Here is a 21,400-nt window from a genome sequence, read left to right on the forward strand (position 1 = left end):
AACACAATGAAAAATAAGTATTATCATTGTGTTGAAACTACGCATTAAGATGAACTACAATTCCTTTACCTCACAATCGTATCGAACGGTAGCTGCATTGTGTGTCGGTGCAATAGGTCTCTGGGCTTATTCGGCAAAGCCCATGGTCGATCCCGGTGACCTGCCCGACGAAAACCGCTTCACAAAGGTAGTGTTGGCCGAAAAACTTAACGAGCCGCTCGAAATGGCCATTTTGCCCGACGAACGTGTGCTGCTTGTGGAACGGCACGGCGACGTTCGGATATACTCACCATCGACCAGGCAGCTCAAAACCATTGCGACGATTCCGGTCAGTACGAAGTATAAAGATAAGGAGGGGCACGAAACCGAAGCTGAAGATGGACTTCTGGGGGTTAATATCGATCCCAATTTCGAGAAAAATCACTGGATTTACCTTTATTATTCCCCCGTCGGTGCCGAGCCTAAGAACATTCTGACCCGTTACGAACTTCGTGGCGACGAGCTGATTCTTTCCTCCAAAAAAGTTTTGCTGGAAGTCGCTACCCAACGCGAGCAATGCTGCCACACCGGTGGCTCGATCGACTGGGATCGCGACGGTAATCTGTATCTCTCGACCGGCGACAACACCAGCCCCCGGGCTACGTTGTATGCGCCCATCGACGAGCGGCCTGAGCGTGGCCCCTGGGACGCCCAGAAATCATCAGGTAATACCAATGATCTGCGGGGAAAAATCCTGCGCATTCACCCCGAAGCCGACGGTACGTATACCATTCCAGAAGGCAATTTATTCCCGAAAGGCACCGACCCGTCGGACCGCGCCAAAACCCGCCCGGAAATTTACACCATGGGTCACCGAAACCCATACCGTATTTCGGTGGATAAACACACGGGTTACGTGTACTGGGGCGATGTTGGTCCCGATGCCGGTGTAGATTCAGTAGGAGTTGGGCCAACGGCTGAAGACGAGTACAATCAGGCCAAAAAGCCGGGTAATTTTGGCTGGCCGTATTTCGTAGGTGACAATAAAGCCTACAATGATGTGGATTTCGCCACCAACAAATCGAGGGCCAAGTTTGATCCGGCTCATCCGTTCAATGACTCACCCAACAACACGGGCATGCGCGACCTCCCTCCTGCTCAACCCGCGCTGATTTCCTATACGGCGGCCGAAACCAAAAAATTTCCCCTCATGGGATCGGGCGGACGTAGCGCCATGGCCGGTCCAACCTATTACAAAGACGATTTTAAAGGTGCCAAACGACCTTTCCCGGCGTATTACAATGGTAAAACATTCCTATATGAATGGATGCGCGACATGATCATTGCCGTGAGTTATGACGGCAAAGGCGACATGACCAAAATGGAACGCTTTCTGCCGAATATGTCGTTCAGCCACCCGATTGACATGGCTTTCGGCCCGAATGGGGATCTGTATGTACTCGAATATGGCACGGGCTGGTTCCTCAAAAACGACGATTCGCGTTTGGTACGTATTGAATTCAACGCCGGAAATCGCAAGCCCAACATCCAGATTGCCGCCAGTCAGAAAGCGGGAGCCGTGCCGCTTAAGGTAAATCTATCATCGGCAGGCACGAAGGATTTCGACGGTGATGCCATGACGTATCAGTGGAAGATCATCAACAAGGCGGGGAATCAGGCAACGATTCTGAACGAGCCCAATCCGACATTTACATTCCAGAAACCGGGTCAGTATAAAGCGATTCTGACGGTGACCGATGCCAAAGGGTCGAAAGATTCTCGTGAGGTAGACATCATGGCGGGTAACCAGCCGCCCCAGGTGGTGCTGGACGTAGCGAAAGGAAACAAGAGTTTCTATTTCCCTAGCAAAGCCATTGATTACCAGGTCAGGGTGACGGACAAAGAAGACGGCAGCCTGACCGATGGCCGGATTAAAGCCAGTCAGGTGATGGTGAAAGCAACCTATCAGGATGAAACAAACGCCGAGGCCAAAAGCGAGACCGAACGCGGCCCGGCAGGCCATAAGTTTTCGGAAGCTACGTACCTGTCTACTGGTCAAACGCTTATGGAAAAAAGTGACTGCAAAGCCTGTCATTTTACGGACAAAAAATCGGTTGGGCCGTCGTTCACGGACGTAGCGAAACGGTACAAAAGCGATGCAAATGCCGTCGCCAGCCTGTCGAACAAGATTATTAAAGGGGGTGGCGGCTCCTGGGGCGATGCCATCATGACGGCTCACCCGCAACTGGCGATGCCCGACGCCAACGAGATTGTCAAGTACATTCTGACACTATCGGACAAGAAAGTAGCCACTCCATCCCTACCGACCAAGGGCACCTATGTTCCCAAAGCCGACGAAAAAGGAGATCTGGTTTTGCAGGCTTCCTACAAAGACAAAGGCGCGAATGGATTACCTCCCCAAATGGCCGAACAGGTACTGGTACTACGGAATCCGTTGGTCGCTATGGGCATGAGCACCAAACAGTCGAAAGGCATTACGCTCTTCAAAATGGGCACCCAGCCTTACCCACTGGTGATTGTGATGGCGTCGGATACTTACGTACAATTCGATCAGCTTGACCTGACGGACATCAAAACGATGGAGTTCGCTGTGGCGGTTCCCAAAGCCCAACTCATCGCCGTGGGTGGACGTATCGAAATACGTATTGATTCACCAACCGGGCAGTTGCTGGGGCAGACGGAGGAACTCGTGCAGAACACCAGCAGCGATCCTGCCGATATGTTCAAGCCCAGCATGGCCAAGGTTACCATTACACCGACAACCGGCCAGCACAATCTGTACTTCGTCTTTAAAAACGAAAAAGCGGGAAAATCGCCCCTGTTTGTCCCGGCCACGGTTCAATTCTCTAACTAAACTCACCTCAGCCCCTCTCATTTAGAGAGGGGCTATCCCCTGTTCAAATCATGACACAATCTCGTCGTAGTTTCCTGAATCAACTCGGCCTGACAGCCGCCGGAGTAGGCCTTGCTTCCACCTTTTCAACTGATCTATTCGCCGATATGGCACCGACAAAATTCTCGTTCGATATCTCACTGGCGGAGTTTTCGTTCGCCGGGGAGTTGATGTCAGGCAAAATGACCAACATGGAATTTCCTGCTCGTACCAAAAACGACTTCGGCATCAACGTACTCGAATACGTGTCCATGTTTTTCAACAACAAGCACACGGATCAGACGTACCTGAAAGAGCTTAAACAGCGGTGCGATGATCTTGGCATGAAAAACAACCTCATCATGGTCGATAGCGCCAACATTGCTGATCTGGATGCTGCGAAACGCCAGAAAGCGGTAGAATCACACTATGCCTGGGTCGATGCTGCCAAGTTTTTGGGCTGTACGTCCATTCGGGTCAATTTAGGCGATAGCTCCAAAGCTATATCGGGCGTAGCTGACGATCCGGCTGCTGAAGCCGCTAAAACGGCGGCCGACGGCTACCATAAACTACTGGAATATGCCGCAAAATCAAAAATGGACGTCATCGTCGAAAATCACTTTGGCAATACGACAGATATCGACTGGCTCGTCGGCGTTTTGAAGCAGGTGAATATGCCCAACGCGGGGCTTCTGCCTGACTTCGGCAATTTCTGCGCCCAACGTAGCAAACCCGAAACCAACGACATCAAGGGGATTATGGGTACGAAGTGCATCAAGGAATTTGATCGCTACGAAGGGGTAAAGAAAATGATGCCATACGCTAAAGGAATCAGTGCCAAAACGCACAAATTCGACGCGAATGGCAATGAAACCGAAACGGATTTCCTGAAAATGTTCAAGATTATCAAAGACGCGGGCTTCAAAGGCTATGTAGGCATCGAATACGAAGGGGGCCTTATCGGTATGTACAATCCAACGGGTGGGTATTTACCAACGAATGACGGCATCCGCGCGACTAAAACGCTGCTCGAACGCGTACGTACTGAGCTTGCCTAGCGCTAAAATTCATGCTTCGTAAAACCCTGAGAATTCTGCTGGGCGTCGTCTTGTTGCTGGCGCTGCTGGTAGGTGGATTTGTCGTCTTTGGAATGTACGTAACCCGTACGTTGCCCTGGCAGAAGCCTGTATTTGATACCGTGCTGCCGGCCGATCCAGGTCCGGTTGGCGATAAAGGTGTGCTGATTTTCTCGAAGACCAACGGCTTCCGCCACGAATCCATCGAGCCGGGTATCGAAGCGCTCAAAAAAGTGGGCAAGGAGAAAGGCTGGGACGTACGCACCACCGAAAACGGGGCTTTCTTTAACGATACCTACCTGAGCCGTTTCAAAACGGTGGTTTTTCTGTCCACTACGGGCGACATTCTAACACCTGAGCAGGAAAAAGCCTTTGAGCGATTCATCGAAAACGGCGGTGGGTACGTCGGTATTCATGCCGCTTCCGACACCGAATATAGCTGGGACTGGTACGACCACATGCTTGGCACGCACTTCCGCGACCACCCGCTTTATCCAGAACATACGCCCGAAGCTGAAGTGATTACTGACATCCGCGATCACCCGACAACCCAACATTTGCCTGCCAAATGGCGTAAAGTCGATGAATGGTATAACTTTAAACAAAGTGTCCGGGGAAAAGACAGCATCCAGGTGTTACTGACGCTCAACGAAGCAACCTATAAGGCTATGTGGCCAAAAGCCATGGGGGGCGATCACCCCATTTCGTGGACCAACGCTATGGGCAAAGGACGCGTTTTCTACACGGGCATGGGCCACACCAACGAAACTTTCACCGACAAATACGCCATGCCGCATATTGTCACCGGTGTCGAATGGGCAGGTCGATTTTAATGAGATGTCCGGTGTAATTTGGCGTTTGGCGTAGTCAGAGACTACGCCATAGCGTTATCCGGTCTCTGACCGGGTTTTAATTGATGATATAAACCGGTCAGAGACCGGGTAACACGGTGACGTAGTCAGAGACTACGCCGAACCGCTTCATTAGTACTTTCCCAAGTCATTATACCCGATTAACTGAATACCTTTCGTTTTGATCATTTCCTTCACACGTGGGTTCGTCCAGACATCCGTTACACCTTGGCGGTCGGCCGCTACGTTCTCATAGCCAATGTGGTAAATAGCCTGTACTTCCGGTGTATCAAGGCCAGGATGATCGACAAAAATGTATGTTTTCCCTGCCTCCAGACTTTTAAGCATCTTCATGAAGCTTTGCAGTTTTTCTTCCGACGTAGTGTGAGCGCCCACGTAGCCCACATGCGTAACACCCGCTTCGCCAAGGCTCATGTCATATTGCGGAATATGATACTCCTGCGCTAACTTTTTAACGAGCGCTTTCACATCATCATCCAGGCTTGTGCAACCCATATGGCCAGAAAAATGGCTTATCCGGGGAATTTTCTTCATCGCCAGCTCAATCTGAGCCCTGAACTCCTTTTCAACCTCGGCTAGTTTCCAGTCGTTTTCCGACACCGAGCGTTTGGGGTAGTTTTTGTTAGGTCGGATCATTGGATAAAAATAGCCGTCGGCATCCCGCAAACTGGGACAGTTGGATAGCGGACGCCATTTGATGTTGTCCCATTCGCTGGTCAGCGTTAAATGGATACCCACATCGGCCGTCGGAATCTGCTCCAGCATTTTGACGGCTTCGGGGAACCAGGGCGAGGGAACAAGTACTTCGATCGATTTCTCAATACCCTCTTTGTAGCATGTCAGAATCGCTTCGTTTCCGGCATGCGAATACCCCATATCATCCCCGCGAACAATCAGGCGGGGCGGAGTTGATTGCGCCCTGGCCGAGTAGAGGGCCGAAATGATCAGCAACAATGTAGGCAGTGTTTTTCCAGTCATCAGTTGTACGCTTGTGTTTAGTAGCTGAAAGACACATCTGCTGGGCAAAATACTGTGTGCCAACGTAGCAGATTACTTATCATAAAAAAAGCGGCCTAAGCCGCTTTTCACTCAGGCAGAATGCCAGAACTATTTATCATCAAAGCTCTCAATCATGTTCCGATAGAATGTTTTAGCGCTCCATTGGCCACCTGCAATAATACGTCGGACGGTGTATAAGGGCATCTGATCATCCCGTTTATCAGCCAGGGTAAACGCAGCCGCATAGCCTCTTTTTTGTATTTCCGGCAAGGCTTCCTTGTTCCAGAGACCAAACGGATATGCGAAGTATTTAACGGGCTTTCCGATGATGCCTTCCAGCTTGGTTTTTGGCTCTTCAAGCTGAATTTTCCAATCCTCGCCCTGGTATTTCTTTACATTATGGTGATCCCAGGTATGTGCACCAATGGTATGTCCCCGATCAGACAGGTCTTTAATTTGCGCTTTGTCCATATACGGCTGTTTTCCCCGGCGGCCAATAGCAACCGTCATAATGAAAAACGTGCCTTTAAACCCGTGTTTTTCCAGAATGGGTGTGGCCGTTTCATATTGATCGAGGTCACCGTCGTCGAACGTAAGCATAACCGGTTTTTTGGGCAGCGGAGCGCCCGTCGTCAGGTAGGCATAGAGTTGATCAGGCAGAATCGTGTGATAGCCACTATCGGCCAGAATTTGCATCTGTTCCTGGAAAGCCGCCGTCGGAATGATATAATCCTTCGCACTTTTGGAATCTTTGGGGCGCCAGTCCCGAATCTGGTGGTAGCACAGAATCGGCACCTGTGGACGAGCCAGAATCGTGGCGGCATCCGCGATTTTATTGGCTGGAATACTGGAAGGATCAGGCCCCGACGTAGCGGCTTCGGTGCTTTCCTTGGTCGACTTATCAGCCGTCGTTGAATCGGTTGTAGCTGAGCTCTCCGAAGAAGAACCTTTTGATTGACAACCGGTTAACCCATTAGCTAATAGAACAGACAGGCCAATGGCCGTTGCAATAGATAGTATTTGACGCGTAAACATAGTAGAATAATATACCCCAAACTTACTGAATTCTGAGCGGCTTCCATTAATCATCGGGTTAAAACTGGTGCAGATGACTCTATTAACAATGTAAACTACCGGGTTACAAACGAAAAATCAGAACATGTTGCCCGATGCGCTTGTTTACCAGAAATATAAAGGAAATGACCAATGACAGAGGATGCCGACGTACTAATCATTGGCGGTGGATTGGCAGGATTAACAGCAGCTATTCATCTGGCTAAGTATCATGTACGCGTAATCCTGATTGAAAAACAGACCTATCCGCATCACAAAGTATGTGGCGAGTATATCTCGAATGAAGTACTCCCCTATCTGCAATTTCTCGGCATCACGGTCGACGACTTAAATCCTTCCCGCATACATCGTTTTTTATTGAGCACTGTTTCCGGGAAAACAATAGAAACTGATTTACCCTTGGGTGGATTTGGCGTGAGTCGGTATGCGTTTGATCATTTCCTATACAAAAAAGCACTCGCTATGGGTGTTACCATTCATCAGCAGCAGGTTGTAGATATCCAGTTTACGAACGACGTATTTACAGTTACAACCGACGATGGCGAGAAGTATACGGCCCCTATGGCGATCGGCGCCTACGGCAAACGGTCTGTCCTGGATAAGCAATTAGAGCGTAAATTTATCCAGAAAGAATCCCCCTGGTTAGGTGTAAAAATGCATTATCAGGCTACATTCCCCAACGATCTGGTATCACTCCATAATTTCGATGGTGGTTATTGTGGCCTGTCTCAAGTAGAAGATGGCCTGGTAAACGCTTGTTATCTGGTCAGTTATTCCAGCTTCAAGAAGTATAAAAACGTGAAATTATTCCAGGCCAATGTTCTGTATAAAAACCCCCATTTAAGAAATTTCCTGTCTGGTGCTACGTCGCTGTTTGATAAGCCACTGGTGATTAGCCAGCTTTCGTTTGCTAAAAAAGAACCGGTAGAAAATCACATGCTCATGTGTGGCGATACCGCCGGGTTAATACATCCACTGTGTGGAAATGGTATGGCCATGGCCATTCACAGCGCCAAAATCGCATCCGACTTACTTATCAGGTATTTTCAGCGAGAAATAACCAGCAGGCTAACCGTGGAAAAACAATACGTTCTTTCCTGGAATGATGAATTCAAAAGGCGCCTGGCTATTGGCAGGTTATTACAATCCGTTTTATACTATCCTGCCTTAACAAACACCTTACTCAAAAGTCTGCAGCTAACGCCTAGGGCATTACCCTTACTAATCAAACAGACGCATGGAAAACCGTTAATTGTTGGCTAGGCTGGATTGTATGTTTGCACAACGCACCAATAAAGAAGAAATCATGGACAACTTTTCGCTGGAAGGCGAAGAGTTGCGCGACGCGTTAGATAAAATCGCCGTAATTAATCAGTGGTTAGGCGGCAACAAAATTACGCTTGATGGTATAAAGGAATTGATCAAGCATCAGCCCGGCGATAAAGTGATCTCCGTTGTAGATATCGGCTGTGGAAATGGGGATATGTGCCGGGCTGTTTCCGAATTTGGAAAACAAGAAGGTATTAAATTTAGTATTCTGGGAATTGATGCCAATGATTTCACCGTGAATCATGCAAAGGCCATTTCTACCGGCTACCCAGATATACAGTATGCTGTTTTGAATGTCTTTGACGAAGCGTTCGCCACGATGAACTATGACATTGCCTTGTGCACCCTGACATTGCATCATTTTACGGATCATGAAATTCTGCACATACTGAATGTATTTTCCAGCCAGGCTAGACTCGGCGTTATCATCAACGATTTACAACGTAGCGGTCTCGCGTATAGGCTCTTTCAGCTCATCTGTTTTGTATTTGGGCTGAATCCAATGTCAAGAGAAGATGGATTAACATCCATCCTTCGTGGCTTTAAAAAAAATGAGTTAGAATCTTTTTCACAACAGTTAAAACTCAAACAGTACAGCATTACCTGGCGGTGGGCTTTCCGCTATCAATGGATTATCAACAACCTATGAGTGTAAAAATAACAACGGTAGCAAAAGCTTTACCCCAATACTGGCGGCATACAAACGAAATCTTACCTTTTCTGGATGAATGGTTAGCGGGGCAGGAAGATCGCTTTCAGCGGAAAGTGAAAAAGATATTTGAGAATGCTGCGGTCGATACGCGCTATTCCATTATGTCGCCGACGGAGGTCTTCAGTAAGACTTCGTTTGAAGAAAAAAACGCCATCTACGCTCGTGAATCAATTAAATTAGGGGAAGCCGTTTTTATGAAAGCCTTACATAAGGCTAACTGGAACGTAACGGATATTGATTATTTGATTACCGTAAGTTGCACGGGCCTGATGATTCCTTCGCTGGATGCTTACTTGATCAACAGCCTGAAAATGCGTCAGGACGTAGTACGTCTTCCCGTCACAGAAATGGGCTGTGTAGCAGGCATATCCGGACTAATTTACGCGAAGAATTTTTTAAAATCGAACCCTGGAAAACGGGCTGCTTTGCTCGCCGTTGAATCGCCAACCGCTACGTTCCAGTTAGACGATTTTTCAATGGCCAATATTGTTAGTGCCGCCATTTTTGGTGATGGAGCGGCCTGCGTTTTACTTTCTTCTCACGATGAGGATGAAGGGCCAGAAATTGTAGCCGAAGAAATGTATCATTTTTATGAGGCTACGCATTTGATGGGCTTTAATTTAACAAACAGCGGTCTACAAATGGTACTGGATAAGGCCGTTACAGATACGATTGCCACCCATTTCCCGGCCATTGTCCATCCATTTTTAGAAAAAAATCAACTGACTATCAATGATATCTCCCACTTGATTTTCCATCCGGGAGGACGCAAAATTGTCGAGGTTGTGCAGGAGCTTTTCGGTAAACTGGGCAAGAATATTGACGACACAAAAGAAGTACTTCGGCTTTACGGAAATATGTCGAGCGCAACGGTGCTGTATGTGTTAGAACGCTTCCTGGAAAAACAGCCCGAAAAAGGTTCTTATGGGCTCATGCTCAGTTTTGGCCCCGGCTTTTCAGCGCAACGCGTTTTATTAAAGTGGTAAACGAATTTAGTCATACTAACTATTGGGCAATCATCCTTGGTGGAAGCAAAGGACTAGGGCTGGCTACGGCGAAGAAATTGGCCAGGCATGGCATGAATATATGCATTGTGCATCGCACGCTGAAAACCGACCTTCCTAAGCTGGAAAAAGAGTTAGATAGCATTAAAAACGAAGGTGTTTCGTTAAAACACTTCAATATTGATGCGACGAATATCGAAAAACGCCACTACGTCATTGATACGTTAAAGAAAGAGCTGGGCACGCACGAAAAAGTAAGAACGCTGATTCACAGTATTGCGAAAGGAAATTTGAAACCGATGCTCTCCGATAATCAAACATTTCGGCTAAAACATGACGATTTTCAATTAACGATCGACGCCATGGCCATCAGTTTATATGACTGGACGAATGACTTGCGAAACGCTGCGTTATTTTCGGCCGATGCGCGTATCATTAGTTTTACCAGCGAAGGAAGCACCAAAGCCTGGAAAAATTATGCGGCTGTTTCAGCAGCAAAAGCGGCACTGGAAGCTATTTCCAGAAGTATTGCCTTAGAAATGGCGCCCCTGGGTATTCGGGCCAATTGCATCATGGCGGGTGTGACTGATACGACTTCGTTAAGGATGATTCCTGATTCGGATATTTTGATGAATCATAGCAAACAAAAGAACCCGTTTTCGCGATTAACAAGGCCAGAGGACGTAGCCAATGTGGCTTATTTGCTTTGTAAAGACGAAGCGTCATGGATTAACGGTACGGTTATTCCGGTCAATGGCGGTGAACACCTTCAATAACAAACGCTTGCAAAATTTTACCCATATCCAGTCGAAGCTTCCTTACAACAAACCCTTTCTGTTTGTTGATGAGTTGCATGCCATCACGGAGAATGGTGTCGAAGGCAGCTATACATTTCCTACCGATTCTTTTTTTTACGAAGGCCATTTTAAAGATAAACCCGTAACGCCCGGTGCTATTCTGACAGAAGTTATGGCGCAGATAGGCGTCGTTTGCCTGGGAATCTTCCTGTTAAACGACTCACTTACAGCTAATATAGAAATCGCCATGACATCCACCCAGATGGATTTTTATAAACCTGTTTTTCCAACCGAAACAGTTACGGTTCGGTCAGTAAAAGAATACTTCCGGTTTAATAAATTGAAATGTAGAGTGGAGATGGTCAATACCAGCGGGGAATTGGTCTGCCGGGGCACTATTTCAGGAATGATGAAAGCAAACAATCATGCGTAATCGAGTCGTTATAACCGGGCTTGGCGTAGCGGCTCCAAATGCAGTAGGCATCCCTTCTTTTTCAGCCGCTATCAAAGAAGGCAAAAGCGGTATTTCTTTTCTACAGGAGTTAGCGGACTTAACGTTTTCCTGTCAGGTGGGCGGCATCCCTCCGGTTACAGAGGCCATTAAACATCAATACTTTACGGAATTGCAACTGCGTCAACTCAATAGCAGTGGCGTTGTGTATGGTGTCATAGCAGGCGTTGAAGCCTGGCAAAACGCGGGGCTTCCCATAGCCACCGACGAGCCCGATTGGGAGAACGGAGTTATCTTCGGAACCGGCGTTTTGGGCGTCGACAAGTTTCGGGAATCCATTTATAAAGTAGATCAGGGACAGGTCAGACGGCTGGGCAGCACGGTTGTCTTACAAACGATGACCAGTGGGGTGAGCGCTTACCTGGGCGGCATACTGGGCTGCGGCAATCAGATCACGGCTAATTCGTCGGCTTGTGCTACCGGAACCGAAGCGCTTTTACTGGCTTACGACCGCATTGCAAATGGGTATGCAACACGCATAGTATCAGGTAGCTGCAACGATCATGGTCCCTATGTTTGGGGGGGATTCGATGCCATGCGTGTGATGCCTTACCAATACAATAATTCTCCGCACCAGGCATCCAGGCCCATGAGCGCGTCGGCCAGCGGCTTCGTGCCCGGCAGTGGCGCCGGGGCGCTTGTCCTGGAATCGCTGGACAGTGCGCTGGCCCGTAACGCCCGCATTTATGGCGAAGTATTGGGCGGCCATATCAACTCCGGCGGTCAACGGGGCGGGGGTTCTATGACCGCTCCCAACGCGGTGGCGGTAAAACGCTGCATTCAAAAAGCCGTGGAACAGGCTGGTATTCAGTCAGAAGACATTGATCTTATCGACGGGCATTTAACGGCCACGAGTAAAGACTCGGCCGAAATAACTGCCTGGAGTGAAGCTCTGCAACGTAGCGGAGATGATTTTCCTTACGTTAATTCCCTGAAGTCGATGGTTGGCCACTGCCTGAGTGCAGCCGGTAGCATTGAATGTGTAGCCGCAGTTCTGGAATTATCCGAAGACTTCATGTACCCATCACTCAACTGCGAAGACCTGCATCCCGATATTTCAGCCATCATCGCGCCCGATCGAATTCCGCATCAGCTCATTCAGAAACGTATCAATGTCATTGCAAAAGCCAACTTTGGGTTTGGCGATGTAAATGCTTGCGTTATCTTCAGGAAATTTCAACCGTAAACACGCTATGCAGACGAACGAAGAATTAATTATAACGCTAAAAAAAATCGTAAAACCCTACGTTCAGGATGAACAGGCGTTCGAAAACGTAACGGAGAATACGGACTTCATAAAAGATCTAAAAGTAAATTCGGCAAACCTCGTTGACATTGTGCTGGACGTGGAAGAAGCCTTCGACATAGAGATTGACAATGCCTCTATGGAACGTATGCTTACCGTAGGCGCTGCGATCGACATTATTACCGAAAAACTAGCCGCCAAATGATCGGCAATGACATTGTTGACCTGGCGCAGGCGAAACAGGAAAGCAATTGGCGACGAGCCCGATTTCTGGATAAAGTTTTTACGGCTCATGAACAGCAGCTCATTCACACGGCCAACGATCCAGACGGTATGGTTTGGCTCCTGTGGAGTATGAAAGAGAGTGCTTATAAACTAATAATCCGACAAACAGGAAAACGCGTTTTTGCTCCTCAGAAAATAGCCTGTCAGCTTACTAATTCCTATCCAGAAGCCGTTGAAGGAGTCGTTTCGTATGAAGGAACGCATTACACGCAGTCCATACGTACAAATCAATACGTAGCGACGGTGGCATCTTTGGGGACCGTCTTTCCGCCTAAAAATCAAGTAATTATCCCATTTAACGATACTGCGTATCAAACGCAGCGTATGGGCATCCGAAACGCAATAAAACAGCATTGCGCTACTCATTTTTCCATTCCCGAAACGTCGATTCATATCCACAAAACTGAATCAGGTGTGCCAACATTACGTATCGACGATACGGAAGGAACGAAATTAAATCTCCTGCTTAGCATCAGCCACCACGGCCATTACGGCGCATATGTCATCGAACTTTCAGCCATGGAAGTTGCAAGAGAATAAACTGTTCAATTCACCTCGGGACCTATATATCGGCTGTATTTTAGGATCGCAACCAATTATAATTGGGTATTATTTGGCGAGTAACTATAACATAGCGTCGATAGGATTGCTGAGCCAGCGTTTTTGACTTATTTTTATCAATTCGCAACACCAATCATCTGACTGCAACCCACATGAAAACACAGTTTCTCACGGCGGCTTTACTGCTCCCGCTACTTGCCCTCGCTCAACCTAAAGCCAAAAAAGCCGCGGTACCAGCACCCGACAAAGACAAGCAAACCATCATCGCCGATCTTGACAAACGTTTCCCTGAATACGCCAGTATCTCCAAACAAATCTGGGATTTTGCCGAACTGGGCTATCAGGAAGAAAAAAGTTCAGCCCTGCTAGAAGAGCAATTGAAAAAGGAAGGTTTTAAGGTAGAAACCGGCGTGGCGGGCATCCCAACCGCTTTTGTCGCGACCTATGGGACAGGAAAACCCGTTATCGGCATCCTGGGTGAATACGACGCCCTGCCCGGTCTGGCTACCGAAGCGAAACCCGATTTCACGCCTATCGCCGGTCAGAAAGGCGGACATGGGTGCGGCCATAATCTGTTTGGTACAGCCTCTATGGCCGCTGCCGTTGAGATAAAAGACTGGCTTAAGTCATCGGGTCATTCAGGAACCATCAAAATCTACGGCTGTCCGGCTGAAGAAGGTGGGTCTGGTAAGGTGTACATGGTGCGGGAAGGCTTGTTCAACGATGTGGACGTAGTACTACATTGGCATCCGGGCGCACAAAACGCGGCCGACGCCAGTACGTCGCTGGCCAACAAAAACGCCAAATTCAGATTTCGGGGCATTGCGGCTCACGCGGCTGCCTCGCCCGAGCGGGGTCGGTCGGCCCTGGATGGGGTGGAAGCGATGGACTATATGGTCAACATGATGCGCGAGCATATTCCATCCGACACCCGGATTCACTACGTGATCACCAAAGGTGGAGAAGCCCCCAACGTAGTGCCCGCTTATGCGGAGGTTTATTATTATGCCCGTCATAAAGACCGTGATATTTTACAGAGCGTCTGGAAACGGATTGAAAATGCGGCTCAGGGAGCGGCACAAGGCACTGGCACGAAAGTAGAATGGGAGGTGCTCGGGGGCGTTTATAACCTACTCCCTAACGTAACGCTGGCGGAAGTAATGCACCAAAACCTCACAACGGTAGGTGGTGTGAACTATACACCCGAAGAAACAGCCTTCGCCCAGAAAATCAGTGAAACATTTGGGGAACAGAAAGTGGCGGTTACTGACGCAGCGCAGGTGAAAGATTTCCGCACAGCCACCGAAACCACCACCAGCAGTGCTTCTACGGATGTGGGTGACGTCAGTTGGGTGGTACCGACTGTGGGCTTATCAACGGCTACCTGGGTGCCCGGTTCATCGGCTCACAGTTGGCAGTCTACAGCCGCCAGTGGCATGAGCATTGGCCAGAAAGGCATGATCGTGGCGGCCAAAACGCTCGCCCTGACAGCCCTGGATCTGTATAAAACACCCACCCTTATTGAGAAGGCCCGCGCTGAATGGGTCAAAAAACGGGGTACTGATTTTAAATACGAAGCACTGCTTGGCGCTAGAAAACCAGCTCTGGATTATCGGAAATAAGTACGAAACCTAGTTTAGAAACCTTATAGGTTTGTCCGTACCTTTGCGGCAGAATTTAAAGAGTGAAGTTGCTCCGCTCCAGCAGAGCAACTTCACTCTTTCACTCTTTCGCTTATTTAAAAATGCTTCGAACGCATACGTGCGGGGAACTCCGCCTTACTGACGACAACAAAACCGCCACCCTATCTGGCTGGGTCCAAACCATCCGCGACAAGGGTGGTGTATTATGGATCGATCTCCGCGACCGCTACGGAATCACCCAGCTTTTGCTCGAAGACGGGCAGACAGCTCCCGAACTCTTCACCATTGCCCGATCGCTTGGCCGCGAGTTTGTCCTGAAAGCAACGGGAACGGTGATCGAGCGGAAGTCGAAAAACCCAAACCTACCAACGGGCGATATTGAACTGAAGGTAACGGCTTTACAGGTATTGAACCCGGCCAAACTACCGCCTTTTCTGATTGAAGATGAAACCGACGGGGGCGACGATCTGCGCATGAAATACCGGTACCTCGATCTTCGCCGGAATCCGGTTCGCCGAAGCCTCGAACTACGCCATCGCATGGCCCAGCAAACGCGGGTATACATGGATGGCCAGAATTTCATTGAGGTCGAAACGCCGGTACTCATCAAATCGACGCCCGAAGGAGCGCGGGATTTTGTGGTGCCAAGCCGCATGAACCCCGGTGAGTTTTATGCGCTCCCGCAGTCGCCCCAAACGTTCAAGCAATTGCTGATGGTATCGGGTTTTGATCGGTACTATCAGATTGTGAAGTGTTTCCGCGATGAAGATCTTCGCGCCGACCGCCAGCCCGAATTTACCCAGATCGACTGTGAGATGTCGTTTGTGGAGCAGGAAGATATTCTGAACATGTTTGAAGGGCTGGTACGTCATCTGTTCAAAGCGGTTAAAGGCATTGATATGGCTACAGTTCCCCGCATGACCTATGCCGACGCCATGCATCGCTACGGTTCCGACAAACCCGATACGCGCTTTGGTATGGAATTCGTGGAAATTAAAGGACCATTTGATACCATCGACATGACGTCGGGCAAAGGCTTTGGCGTATTTGATGCAGCCGAATTAGTGATAGGTATCAATGCGCCGGGTTGTGCGCATTACACCCGTAAGCAACTCGACGAATTGACAGATTGGGTTAAACGCCCGCAGATTGGCGCGAAAGGCCTGATTTACGTTCGGTATAACGAGGATGGCACCTTGAAATCGTCTGTTGACAAGTTCTATTCAGAAGCCGATTTGAAAGCCTGGGCTGTTCACTTCGGTGCGAAGCCCAGCGATCTGATGTTGATCATTTCGGGCGATTGTGCTAAAGCCCGCAAACAGTTGAGTGAACTACGTCTGGAAATGGGCAGTCGGCTAGGCCTGCGCGATCCAAACGTATTCAGTACGTTATGGGTGCTCGATTTTCCGTTGCTGGAATACGGCGAAGAAGACAATCGCTGGTTTGCCATGCACCACCCGTTTACGTCGCCAAAACCAGAGGATATTCCTTTGCTCGACTCCAACTTAGGCGCTGTTCGGGCCAATGCTTATGACCTGGTCATCAACGGAACCGAAGTAGGCGGTGGTTCCATCCGAATTTTCAACCGTGACTTACAGGCCCGGATGTTCAGCATTCTGGGTTTTTCGGATGAAGAAGCAAAAGCACAGTTTGGCTTTCTGATGGATGCCTTCGAATTTGGGGCACCACCCCACGGGGGGATCGCTTTCGGCTTTGATCGGCTATGTTCACTCTTTGGTGGCGCCGACTCGATCCGTGATTTCATTGCTTTCCCCAAAAATAACTCGGGCCGCGATGTTATGATCGACTCGCCATCACCAATCAGTCAGGCACAATTGAATGAGTTAAAGATTGCTACTGTTAAAGCTTAAATGATAACGAATAGTTAATATTATCTAATAATAGTAAAAAAAACAAATCTAGTCTAGTACAAGTATTGTCATATTGGCTTACTTTTGCTAGACTAGATTTATATCTTATCCACCCCTTCCAAGAAATTATAGCCGTGACATTACGGTTTGTGCATCGTCTGTGTAAGTAAAGCTTGGTTAAATGAAGTGAAAAGCTACGGCGATTCTCTATTAAGAAAGCAGTACCAAATGTCAATATAGTTGAAAGGTAAAATACGATCTGGGGAAAAAGTAATACACTTTACCGGATCAATTTAATCAGCAATTACGTAGATCAATTTTTGATTGCACTAAAAACTGAAGTGTGCAAACCTGCGTAAGTATTTAGTATATGTTACCTATTACCGCTTATCCAACGACTTTGCATGAATCTACGCAACCTCTACCTCTGGGGTGTTATGTTTTGTTTAGTACATAACATTTCCTTTGCACAACTTACCATCACGAATCCGGTCTCCCGGATGGTTTTCCAACGGAATCAGGCCAACCAAGCCACAATAGTTGTATCAGGGCTAGCTTCATCGGCAGCGACAACAGTGGAAGCCCGACTTATACCTATGGCTAATGGACAGGGGCAAAGTACAGACTGGACAACGTTTGCTTTTTTACCTTCGTCTAAAGCTTTTCAGGGATTAATAACAGCAAAAGCTGGATGGTACCGGCTAGAGGTGCAATCAAAAGCAGGATCTATGGTGGTTGGCCAGGCACAGGTCACCAAAGTGGGCGTTGGCGAAGTATTTGTTATATCAGGACAATCCAATGCAGTTGGCGGTTTCCAACGCGAACCGGGTGCTGCCGATGACCGGGTGTCCTGCCTGGATTTTCGTCAGAACAGCCTCGATGAGCAATTGTTACCGTTGGCTTTCAGCCATGCCAGCTATGGTGCCAGTATTGGGCCGGGCCAGCCTCCCCACATCTGGGCTGGGCTGGGTGACAAACTTGTTAGTCGACTCAACGTACCTGTCCTCTTTTTGGGAGCAGCTCAGGCTGGCTCCTCCAGCGATCAATGGAAACAGTCGGCAGCGGGTGTCACGGATGCATCGGGACAGCCGTTCCCATATCGGCGTCTGGGTGTTGTTTTGCAACATTACATTGCCCGAACCGGAATGCGGGCCGTTCTCTGGCACCAGGGCGAGGGTGATATTGGTTCGTCCAATGCTACGTATTTCAACAATATTCAATCCATTATCCAGAAGAGTCGACAACAAACAGGCTTCTCTCAACTGCCCTGGGTCATATCGCGGGTGAGTTATACACAGGGACAAACGAATTCCAACGTCATTGCCGCCCAAAACCGCCTTGTTTCGGAGGTTAATGATGTGTTTGCCGGTCCATCTACCGACGATCTAATCGGTCCCGACAATCGCCTTGGCGATAATGTTCATATTGCCAACAATGGGCTGGCGCGCTTTACGGACCGCTGGAATCAGGCGCTGACGGATGATTTTTTTGCTCGTTCAGTTCCCTTTTCTTCCCCTAATACGTCGGCACTGATAACAGACGGTTATGCACTTCCCCTAAAACGTCGGGCGGGTGAAACGATTCAGGTACCTTCCTTACGTAGTGATGCTCATGAAGCAGACAATGCTTATTTTGTAGAGCTGCTACGGGCTTCCGACAATAGTGTAATCAGTTCTTCACCACAGGGGACGGCCAATCCGCTTACATTAACCCTCCCCGGGAATTTAGCCGACGGCCAATATCGGGTACGAACCGTTTCGACTCATCCAGCCATAACCGGAACGCTCAGCGAACCCTTCACGGTGGACTATTTTGCTACACCATCAACTAATTCTCCAGCTATTGTAGCTCCCATTGCTGGCGGTATAGCTGACCCGGCATTACAACGGTTCGGGTATCGGTATGAGAGTGACAGCCATGGTTTCTACATGATGGCGCAATCCGACGTCCCGGTAGAAGGGCGGGTTGAGCGGATTGATGGAGGAGGGTTTAATAGCTCGAACTGGCAGTTGGCATTGCCCAGCAATCAGGCTCCTGATTACACCGATTTTGCCGATTATAACAGGATTCTTAATTACCCCCCTCCCTACCCATCATCTGGTGGCGTTGAGCCGGGCCGCTATCGGCTGTCTGTACGACGACAGGGTGATACAGGGGCAGGCTTCTGGTACGAAACAACTGTACAGGATGGCCGGAATACGCTCTATCAGCGTATGGAAACTATGGCTCCCGATCTGGTACCTATTGTTTATACCCAGTATTATAATCAGAATGGTATGACAAACTTCGGTATGCTGGTCGATGTTTATGAAATAAATTCCGTACCTACTAATGGGCTGATTACCATCTATATCCCCAAAGATCCGCTCGTTAAAATAAGCTTTTCTTCTGCTAGTATTATTGTAAGCAATCGGTCTGCCCAAAACAGTGCCTGGACATTTAATGAAACATCCAATCCCGACTTCTACCTACTGACTACGAATCAGGTGATTGAGGGTGGAAGCAAACTCTCGGTGGGTATTACTGGCGTATATTCGCCCGGCCGGACCAGGGGCACCTTAACCTTGGGCGCCACCATTTTGGCGGGCAGTGGAGGTGAATTGAATATCAATAATAACTCCGACAGTGATAGAATTGACTATTTTGGTTATTAACGATTTTAGCCAACTAACCAGGCTGTAGGGACTGAACCTGGTTAGTTGTAAGGCCAATACTACGTAGCCCTTAAGCCTGGGTAAATACGGCAAAGGAGCCCATATTTAGTTTCCAGAATCTGCATCATTCGGTCACCCATTTACCAATCCAAGGGTCATGTGTTTGCTGCTGAAAGCGCCTGAGTTTAGCTTGCATTTGCGTCAATTTAGCTTGATAGGCAGGCTTCGCAGCTAGATTATGTATTTCGTCAGGGTCAGTCTGAAGATCGTATAGTTCAAAGCGAGGCCGATGCAGATAAGCGGCAACCGTTCGCTTTCCGAACTGCTTCTGCTTTGTCTGGATAATGTCTTGCCACGTGAACGACTGATAAAGATCAAGTGCCATAGGGTAGGACAACGAGTGAGCGAGGTTGACAATCAATTTGTACCGACGTTCACGCAACACCCGCATGGGATAATACATCGTTATTTCATGTAGGGAATGAGATCCATAAACCTCGTCCCAGCCTGCCACGTTGTCCTGCTCAATAATAGACTTAAACGAACGCCCTTGTTGCCGTAACCCAGTGGGCTGAGCACCCGCCATGTCCAGCAGGGTAGGTGTAATATCAGCCCACGAAATCATTGCGTCCTGCACAAACCCGGGTCTCTGTGGTTTCGGTAATTTAATAATACACGGCAAACGCATCCCAGGTTCGTATACATTCGTTTTTGAGCCCGGAAAGGGAGCCCCATTATCTGATAAATAAATAATTACTGTATTATCGTACTGACCAGTGTCTTTCAGGTAGTCAATCAGACGACCGACACCCTGGTCAAGACGACTGATTGACTCATAGTATTGAGCCAATTCGGCCCGGCAGGCTTTGGTATCTGGCAGGTAGGCGGGTACCCGAACGTCCCGAGGTTGGTAGAAATGGTCGCCAACCTGTGGATACCCACCAGGTCGATTGCCAAAAAGGTTAGGTTTCGATCCATCAAATATTGGCGAACCATCAGGTGCTACGCTATTACTCCGGTGCGGATCATCAGTGGCAAAATATAGAAAAAACGGTTTATTCGATTTTTCGTCAATAAACGAATAGCACTCGCGGGCCATTTCTACCGGACTACGACCAATCGACGCCGGATCGTTGACGCCACCAGCCTTAAGAACTCGCTGGAAATGGTATACCTGCTCTGGTGCTACGTGTAGCTTGCCAATTCGGGCCGTTCGGTAGCCAGCCTGTTCTAACAAGACAGGCAATGAACGTAGTGTTTCAAACGAGCTGAAATGATGCTCCTGATGCTGCAGACCATACATTCCGTTAGCATGATTATGCAAACCCGTTAATAATACCGATCGACTGGGGCTGCAACTGGCGGTGGTGCAAAAAGCATGCGAAAAACGCGTTCCCTCAGTTGCCAACTGATCAATACGGGGCGTTCGGATGGTGGGGTTCCCGTAACAACCAACGGTTTCGAGACCATGATCATCCGCTACGATCAGAACAATATTCGGTCTTGCAGCAGCCAGATGGCTTTCTGTTTGTGCCTGGGATCTACTTCCAATTATCGATGCTATCCATGGCAGAAGTACAAAGAATACAAGGAGGGAAGGCCTTGAAGACATACTACTGGTGGCACGTAGTGAAACAAAACGCATAGCTAAAAAATAAGTAAATGCTTTATAGATAATAAGTTACATGTAGACAATAACATATTTTATTAGCAATTGAGTAAAAAATAAGTTACCTTTTAGTAAATTGCATTATGATTTGCCGGTAAATCTATTATGACATTAAAAAATAAAAAACAAACGATTGCTTCTATAGGCTATCTTATCCGTATAATCGTCTTTCGGTAGCCGCTGCGGTTTATCAACAATATGATTCACCAATTCAACAGGTCACAC

Annotated in this window: 17 protein-coding genes; 14 read left to right on the forward strand and 3 right to left on the reverse strand. The window is 48.3% G+C overall.

Annotated features, from left to right (window positions below):
• Window positions 1-49 precede the first annotated feature (49 nt).
• From ACYVEA_RS03240 to ACYVEA_RS03250, 3 genes are read left to right on the forward strand one after another with little or no spacing between them, the layout of a single operon-like run.
• Entirely contained in the window at window positions 50-2,854 is a 2,805-nt protein-coding gene (locus tag ACYVEA_RS03240; RefSeq protein WP_461111878.1) for a PQQ-dependent sugar dehydrogenase, read from the forward strand.
• Window positions 2,855-2,904: 50 nt separating this feature from the next.
• The gene (locus ACYVEA_RS03245) at window positions 2,905-3,930 is read left to right on the forward strand and encodes a sugar phosphate isomerase/epimerase family protein (RefSeq protein ID WP_461111879.1); all 1,026 of its coding nucleotides are present in this window, start codon (window positions 2,905-2,907) and stop codon (window positions 3,928-3,930) included.
• Window positions 3,931-3,941: 11 nt separating this feature from the next.
• Window positions 3,942-4,781 carry a ThuA domain-containing protein gene (locus ACYVEA_RS03250; protein WP_461111880.1) on the forward strand — a complete coding sequence of 280 codons (840 nt, stop codon included), beginning with the start codon at window positions 3,942-3,944 and terminating at the stop codon, window positions 4,779-4,781.
• Window positions 4,782-4,931: 150 nt separating this feature from the next.
• Here the strand turns inward: ACYVEA_RS03250 and ACYVEA_RS03255 are convergent, their stop codons facing one another.
• The gene (locus tag ACYVEA_RS03255) at window positions 4,932-5,798 is read right to left on the reverse strand and encodes a polysaccharide deacetylase family protein (RefSeq protein WP_461111881.1); all 867 of its coding nucleotides are present in this window, start codon (window positions 5,796-5,798) and stop codon (window positions 4,932-4,934) included.
• A 129-nt stretch (window positions 5,799-5,927) separates the two neighbouring features.
• Window positions 5,928-6,854, reverse strand: a complete 927-nt coding sequence (locus tag ACYVEA_RS03260) for a polysaccharide deacetylase family protein (RefSeq protein ID WP_461111882.1) — start codon at window positions 6,852-6,854, stop codon at window positions 5,928-5,930.
• Window positions 6,855-7,025: 171 nt separating this feature from the next.
• Here ACYVEA_RS03260 and ACYVEA_RS03265 point away from each other — a divergent pair, with 171 nt between their 5' ends.
• From ACYVEA_RS03265 to ACYVEA_RS03315, 11 genes are all read left to right on the forward strand, one after another.
• Complete coding sequence (locus tag ACYVEA_RS03265) at window positions 7,026-8,156, forward strand: NAD(P)/FAD-dependent oxidoreductase (RefSeq protein ID WP_461111883.1); 1,131 nt, start codon at window positions 7,026-7,028, stop codon at window positions 8,154-8,156.
• Between the two features lie 10 nt (window positions 8,157-8,166).
• Window positions 8,167-8,871: a methyltransferase domain-containing protein gene (locus ACYVEA_RS03270; RefSeq protein ID WP_461111884.1), complete on the forward strand. Its 705-nt coding sequence runs from the start codon at window positions 8,167-8,169 to the stop codon at window positions 8,869-8,871.
• Entirely contained in the window at window positions 8,868-9,920 is a 1,053-nt protein-coding gene (locus ACYVEA_RS03275; RefSeq protein WP_461111885.1) for a type III polyketide synthase, read from the forward strand. The genes ACYVEA_RS03270 and ACYVEA_RS03275 overlap by 4 nt, the downstream gene beginning before the upstream one ends.
• Window positions 9,914-10,714, forward strand: coding sequence for an SDR family oxidoreductase (locus tag ACYVEA_RS03280; protein WP_461111886.1), 801 nt, complete (start codon window positions 9,914-9,916; stop codon window positions 10,712-10,714). Before ACYVEA_RS03275 ends, ACYVEA_RS03280 begins: the two co-directional genes overlap by 7 nt.
• A gap of 7 nt (window positions 10,715-10,721) precedes the next feature.
• Window positions 10,722-11,168: a 3-hydroxyacyl-ACP dehydratase FabZ family protein gene (locus ACYVEA_RS03285; RefSeq protein WP_461111887.1), complete on the forward strand. Its 447-nt coding sequence runs from the start codon at window positions 10,722-10,724 to the stop codon at window positions 11,166-11,168.
• A complete protein-coding gene (locus ACYVEA_RS03290; protein ID WP_461111888.1) occupies window positions 11,161-12,432 on the forward strand; it encodes a beta-ketoacyl-[acyl-carrier-protein] synthase family protein in 1,272 nt (423 codons plus the stop codon). The genes ACYVEA_RS03285 and ACYVEA_RS03290 overlap by 8 nt, the downstream gene beginning before the upstream one ends.
• Window positions 12,433-12,439: 7 nt before the next feature.
• Complete coding sequence (locus ACYVEA_RS03295) at window positions 12,440-12,697, forward strand: acyl carrier protein (protein ID WP_093826630.1); 258 nt, start codon at window positions 12,440-12,442, stop codon at window positions 12,695-12,697.
• Window positions 12,694-13,317 (forward strand): 4'-phosphopantetheinyl transferase family protein, encoded by a 624-nt coding sequence (locus tag ACYVEA_RS03300; RefSeq protein ID WP_461111889.1) that lies wholly within the window; start codon window positions 12,694-12,696, stop codon window positions 13,315-13,317. Before ACYVEA_RS03295 ends, ACYVEA_RS03300 begins: the two co-directional genes overlap by 4 nt.
• 173 nt (window positions 13,318-13,490) lie before the next feature.
• On the forward strand, window positions 13,491-14,960 hold the full coding sequence (locus ACYVEA_RS03305) for an amidohydrolase (protein WP_461111890.1): 1,470 nt from the start codon (window positions 13,491-13,493) through the stop codon (window positions 14,958-14,960).
• Between the two features lie 122 nt (window positions 14,961-15,082).
• Window positions 15,083-16,852 (forward strand): aspartate--tRNA ligase, encoded by a 1,770-nt coding sequence (gene aspS, locus ACYVEA_RS03310; RefSeq protein ID WP_461111891.1) that lies wholly within the window; start codon window positions 15,083-15,085, stop codon window positions 16,850-16,852.
• Between the two features lie 404 nt (window positions 16,853-17,256).
• The gene (locus tag ACYVEA_RS03315; RefSeq protein ID WP_461111892.1) at window positions 17,257-19,506 is read left to right on the forward strand and encodes a sialate O-acetylesterase; all 2,250 of its coding nucleotides are present in this window, start codon (window positions 17,257-17,259) and stop codon (window positions 19,504-19,506) included.
• Window positions 19,507-19,630: 124 nt separating this feature from the next.
• Here the strand turns inward: ACYVEA_RS03315 and ACYVEA_RS03320 are convergent, their stop codons facing one another.
• Window positions 19,631-21,151: a sulfatase family protein gene (locus ACYVEA_RS03320; RefSeq protein ID WP_461111893.1), complete on the reverse strand. Its 1,521-nt coding sequence runs from the start codon at window positions 21,149-21,151 to the stop codon at window positions 19,631-19,633.
• Between the last annotated feature and the right edge of the window lie 249 nt (window positions 21,152-21,400).

Source organism: Spirosoma jeollabukense (assembly GCF_054777855.1).